Origin of the sequence: Kingella denitrificans ATCC 33394 (assembly GCF_000190695.1) — a bacterium.
GTDB lineage: Bacteria > Pseudomonadota > Gammaproteobacteria > Burkholderiales > Neisseriaceae > Kingella_A > Kingella_A denitrificans.
Window position 1 is genome coordinate 1 of the sequence record NZ_GL870930.1, and the last position, 5,492, is coordinate 5,492.

Sequence of the window (5,492 nt, forward strand, 5' to 3'; positions counted from 1 at the left end):
AATCCCCCCTGGCACTGTGTGCAGGGGGGATCTGAATAAGGGTTTGGCGATGACCTACTTTCGCATAGGGACTATACTATCATCGGCGCTGGTTTGTTTCACTGTCCTGTTCGGGATGGGAAGGAGTGGGGCCAAACCGCTATGGTCGCCAAACATAAACTGTCAAATCGGATAAGCCGTTGATCAACTTTGATTTTGGTGACGAATCGTATTCATCAGTAAGCTTTTATCTTGTCGTCTTTTGGTTTCGGTAGATGATGTTTCCTTCTCCAAATCCAAAGTCCTTCAAATGATAGAGTCAAGTCTCACGAGCAATTAGTATCGGTTAGCTTCAAGTGTTGCCACTCTTCCACACCCGACCTATCAACGTCCTGGTCTCGAACGACTCTTTAGTGCGGTTAAACCGCAAGGGAAGTCTCATCTTCAGGCGAGTTTCGCGCTTAGATGCTTTCAGCGCTTATCTCTTCCGAACTTAGCTACCCGGCGATGCGACTGGCGTCACAACCGGTACACCAGAGGTTCGTCCACTCCGGTCCTCTCGTACTAGGAGCAGCCCCCGTCAAACTTCCAACGCCCACTGCAGATAGGGACCAAACTGTCTCACGACGTTTTAAACCCAGCTCACGTACCACTTTAAATGGCGAACAGCCATACCCTTGGGACCGACTACAGCCCCAGGATGTGATGAGCCGACATCGAGGTGCCAAACTCCGCCGTCGATATGGACTCTTGGGCGGAATCAGCCTGTTATCCCCGGAGTACCTTTTATCCGTTGAGCGATGGCCCTTCCATTCAGAACCACCGGATCACTATGTCCTGCTTTCGCACCTGCTCGACTTGTCGGTCTCGCAGTTAAGCTACCTTTTGCCATTGCACTATCAGTCCGATTTCCGACCGGACCTAGGTAACCTTCGAACTCCTCCGTTACTCTTTGGGAGGAGACCGCCCCAGTCAAACTGCCTACCATGCACGGTCCCCGACCCGGATCACGGGTCTGGGTTAGAACCTCAAAGCCACCAGGGTGGTATTTCAAGGACGGCTCCACAGAAACTGGCGTCTCTGCTTCTAAGCCTCCCACCTATCCTACACAAGTGACTTCAAAGTCCAATGCAAAGCTACAGTAAAGGTTCACGGGGTCTTTCCGTCTAGCAGCGGGGAGATTGCATCTTCACAACCATTTCAACTTCGCTGAGTCTCGGGAGGAGACAGTGTGGCCATCGTTACGCCATTCGTGCGGGTCGGAACTTACCCGACAAGGAATTTCGCTACCTTAGGACCGTTATAGTTACGGCCGCCGTTTACTGGGGCTTCGATCCGATGCTCTCACATCTTCAATTAACCTTCCAGCACCGGGCAGGCGTCACACCCTATACGTCCACTTTCGTGTTAGCAGAGTGCTGTGTTTTTAATAAACAGTCGCAGCCACCTATTCTCTGCGACCCTCAGATGCTTACGGAGCAAGTCCTTCACATTAGAGGGTATACCTTCTCCCGAAGTTACGGTATCAATTTGCCGAGTTCCTTCTCCCGAGTTCTCTCAAGCGCCTTAGAATTCTCATCCTGCCCACCTGTGTCGGTTTGCGGTACGGTTCGATTCAAACTGAAGCTTAGTGGCTTTTCCTGGAAGCGTGGTATTTGCTGCTTCATATCCGTAGATACTCGTCATTACTTCTCGGTGTTAATAAAAGGGCGGATTTACCTACCCTTTCCACCTACCGGCTTAAACAAGCTATTCCAACAGCTTGCCAGCATAACCTTCTCCGTCCCCACATCGCATTTGAATCAAGTACGGGAATATTAACCCGTTTCCCATCGACTACGCATCTCTGCCTCGCCTTAGGGGCCGACTCACCCTACGCCGATGAACGTTGCGTAGGAAACCTTGGGCTTTCGGCGAGCGGGCTTTTCACCCGCTTTATCGCTACTCATGTCAACATTCGCACTTCTGATACCTCCAGCATACCTTACGATACACCTTCTCAGGCCTACAGAACGCTCCCCTACCATGCACTAGGTGCATCCGCAGCTTCGGTTACAGATTTGAGCCCCGTTACATCTTCCGCGCAGGAAGACTCGACCAGTGAGCTATTACGCTTTCTTTAAATGATGGCTGCTTCTAAGCCAACATCCTGGCTGTCTGTGCCTTCCCACTTCGTTTACCACTTAATCTGTCATTTGGGACCTTAGCTGGCGGTCTGGGTTGTTTCCCTCTTGACAACGGACGTTAGCACCCGCTGTCTGTCTCCCATGATTGCACTTTCCGGTATTCTTAGTTTGCCATGGGTTGGTAAGTCGCAATGACCCCCTAGCCATAACAGTGCTTTACCCCCGGAAGTGATACATGAGGCACTACCTAAATAGTTTTCGGGGAGAACCAGCTATCTCCGAGTTTGTTTAGCCTTTCACCCCTATCCACAGCTCATCCCCGCATTTTGCAACATGCGTGGGTTCGGTCCTCCAGTACCTGTTACGGCACCTTCAACCTGGCCATGGATAGATCACTCGGTTTCGGGTCTACACCCAGCAACTATGCGCCCTATTAAGACTCGGTTTCCCTACGCCTCCCCTATCCGGTTAAGCTCGCTACTGAATGTAAGTCGTTGACCCATTATACAAAAGGTACGCAGTCACACCGTAAAGGTGCTCCCACTGTATGTATGCATCAGGTTTCAGGTTCTATTTCACTCCCCTCCCGGGGTTCTTTTCGCCTTTCCCTCACGGTACTGGTTCACTATCGGTCGATGATGAGTATTTAGCCTTGGAGGATGGTCCCCCCATCTTCAGACAGGATTTCTCGTGTCCCGCCCTACTTATCGTATGCTTAGTACCACTGTTGAAATTTCAAATACGGGACTATCACCCTCTATGGTAGAAGTTTCCAATTCTTTCTTCTATCTCAACAGCTATCACATACAGGCTCTTCCGCGTTCGCTCGCCACTACTTGCGGAATCTCGGTTGATTTCTTTTCCTCCGGGTACTTAGATGGTTCAGTTCTCCGGGTTCGCTTCTCTAAACCTATGTATTCAGTTTAGGATACACATTACTGTGTGGGTTTCCCCATTCGGATATCACGGGATCATTGCTCTTTTGCCAGCTTCTCCGTGCTTTTCGCAGGCTTACACGTCCTTCTTCGCCTATCATCGCCAAGGCATCCACCTGATGCACTTATTCACTTGACTCTATCATTTGAAGTACCTTCTGACTTTGCTACACCTGTTGTTGACTACAGCTGCAACTTAGATACTCTACTTTGATAAAGCTTACTGCTTTGTTGTGGATTATCTCTGCCTTTTGTGTTTCAGAGATAATCGATACAATCATCACCCAAATTTACTGTCTGACTGTTTCACCAGCCAAACATTGTCTTTGTTTGTTGATTTCGGCTTTCCAATTTGTTAAAGATCGATGCGTTGTTTCGCAAATTAAAACTATCTTAAATTTTAAAATTTTTCAAAACTTAAAATATAAAATTGCTTTAATTTATAAAACTGGTGGAGGCAAACGGGATCGAACCGATGACCCCCTGCTTGCAAAGCAGGTGCTCTACCAACTGAGCTATGCCCCCAATGTCTTGCTTCTTTACTCGGTTTCTTGCTTTTCTTTCGCCTGACGTGTTTGGTGGGTCTGGTAGGACTTGAACCTACGACCCCACGCTTATCAAGCGTGTGCTCTAACCACCTGAGCTACAAACCCTTGGGTCTTTACTTCTTCTTCGCATCTTTAAATACTACAGTTTACCGATAAGTGTGAATGCCTAACCGCCTCTTCTTTTCTCTAGAAAGGAGGTGATCCAGCCGCAGGTTCCCCTACGGCTACCTTGTTACGACTTCACCCCAGTCATGAAGCATACCGTGGTAAGCGGGCTCCTTGCGGTTACCCTACCTACTTCTGGTATCCCCCACTCCCATGGTGTGACGGGCGGTGTGTACAAGACCCGGGAACGTATTCACCGCAGTATGCTGACCTGCGATTACTAGCGATTCCGACTTCATGCACTCGAGTTGCAGAGTGCAATCCGGACTACGATCGGTTTTCTGGGATTGGCTCCACCTCGCGGCTTGGCTACCCTCTGTACCGACCATTGTATGACGTGTGAAGCCCTGGTCATAAGGGCCATGAGGACTTGACGTCATCCCCACCTTCCTCCGGTTTGTCACCGGCAGTCTCATTAGAGTGCCCAACTAAATGATGGCAACTAATGACAAGGGTTGCGCTCGTTGCGGGACTTAACCCAACATCTCACGACACGAGCTGACGACAGCCATGCAGCACCTGTGTTACGGCTCCCGAAGGCACAAACTCGTCTCTGAGTTCTTCCGTACATGTCAAGACCAGGTAAGGTTCTTCGCGTTGCATCGAATTAATCCACATCATCCACCGCTTGTGCGGGTCCCCGTCAATTCCTTTGAGTTTTAATCTTGCGACCGTACTCCCCAGGCGGTCGATTTCACGCGTTAGCTACGCTACTAAGCAATCAAGTTGCCCAACAGCTAATCGACATCGTTTAGGGCGTGGACTACCAGGGTATCTAATCCTGTTTGCTACCCACGCTTTCGAGCATGAACGTCAGTATTATCCCAGGGGGCTGCCTTCGCCATCGGTATTCCTCCACATCTCTACGCATTTCACTGCTACACGTGGAATTCTACCCCCCTCTGACATACTCTAGCTACCCAGTTCAGAACGCAGTTCCCAGGTTGAGCCCGGGGATTTCACATCCTGCTTAAGTAACCGTCTGCGCTCGCTTTACGCCCAGTAATTCCGATTAACGCTCGCACCCTACGTATTACCGCGGCTGCTGGCACGTAGTTAGCCGGTGCTTATTCTTTAGGTACCGTCAACAAAAAGTGGTATTAACACTTCCCTTTTCTTCCCTAACAAAAGTCCTTTACAACCCGAAGGCCTTCTTCAGACACGCGGCATGGCTGGATCAGGGTTGCCCCCATTGTCCAAAATTCCCCACTGCTGCCTCCCGTAGGAGTCTGGGCCGTGTCTCAGTCCCAGTGTGGCGGATCATCCTCTCAGACCCGCTACTGATCGTCGCCTTGGTGGGCCTTTACCCCACCAACTAGCTAATCAGATATTGGCTGCTCAAATAGCGCAAGGTCCGAAGATCCCCTGCTTTCCCCCTCAGGACGTATGCGGTATTAGCCAATCTTTCGATTGGTTATCCCCCACTACTCGGTACATTCCAATATGTTACTCACCCGTTCGCCACTCGCCGGCAGGTGCAAGCACCCCCGCTGCCGTCCGACTTGCATGTGTAAAGCATGCCGCCAGCGTTCAATCTGAGCCAGGATCAAACTCTTATGTTCAATCTCTAACTTACTTAACTTCTGGTCTGCTTCAAAGAAACCAACAGAAATTTCTCTCTGTCTGTTTTTGTCGCAGTGTGAGACCATTAGGCACTCACACTTATCGGTATTCTGTATCTGTTAAAGAACTTCTCTTAACCCGCCGCCGTAGCAGCGAAGATGCGAACTATACCGAAT

The 5,492-nt window shown here is 49.9% G+C and carries 2 tRNA genes and 3 rRNA genes; all 5 read right to left on the reverse strand.

What is annotated here, in order from left to right:
* Positions 1-41: 41 nt before the first annotated feature.
* Positions 42-153: ribosomal RNA gene (gene rrf / locus HMPREF9098_RS11025) — 5S ribosomal RNA — on the reverse strand.
* A 141-nt stretch (positions 154-294) separates the two neighbouring features.
* A 23S ribosomal RNA gene (locus HMPREF9098_RS11030) occupies positions 295-3,179 on the reverse strand.
* Between the two features lie 310 nt (positions 3,180-3,489).
* A tRNA-Ala gene (locus tag HMPREF9098_RS11035) sits at positions 3,490-3,565 on the reverse strand.
* Between the two features lie 51 nt (positions 3,566-3,616).
* Positions 3,617-3,693 (reverse strand) — tRNA-Ile (locus tag HMPREF9098_RS11040).
* An 85-nt stretch (positions 3,694-3,778) separates the two neighbouring features.
* Positions 3,779-5,315 (reverse strand): 16S ribosomal RNA (locus tag HMPREF9098_RS11045).
* Together the 16S, 23S and 5S rRNA genes with 2 tRNA genes alongside form the textbook arrangement of a ribosomal RNA operon.
* Positions 5,316-5,492: the final 177 nt, after the last annotated feature.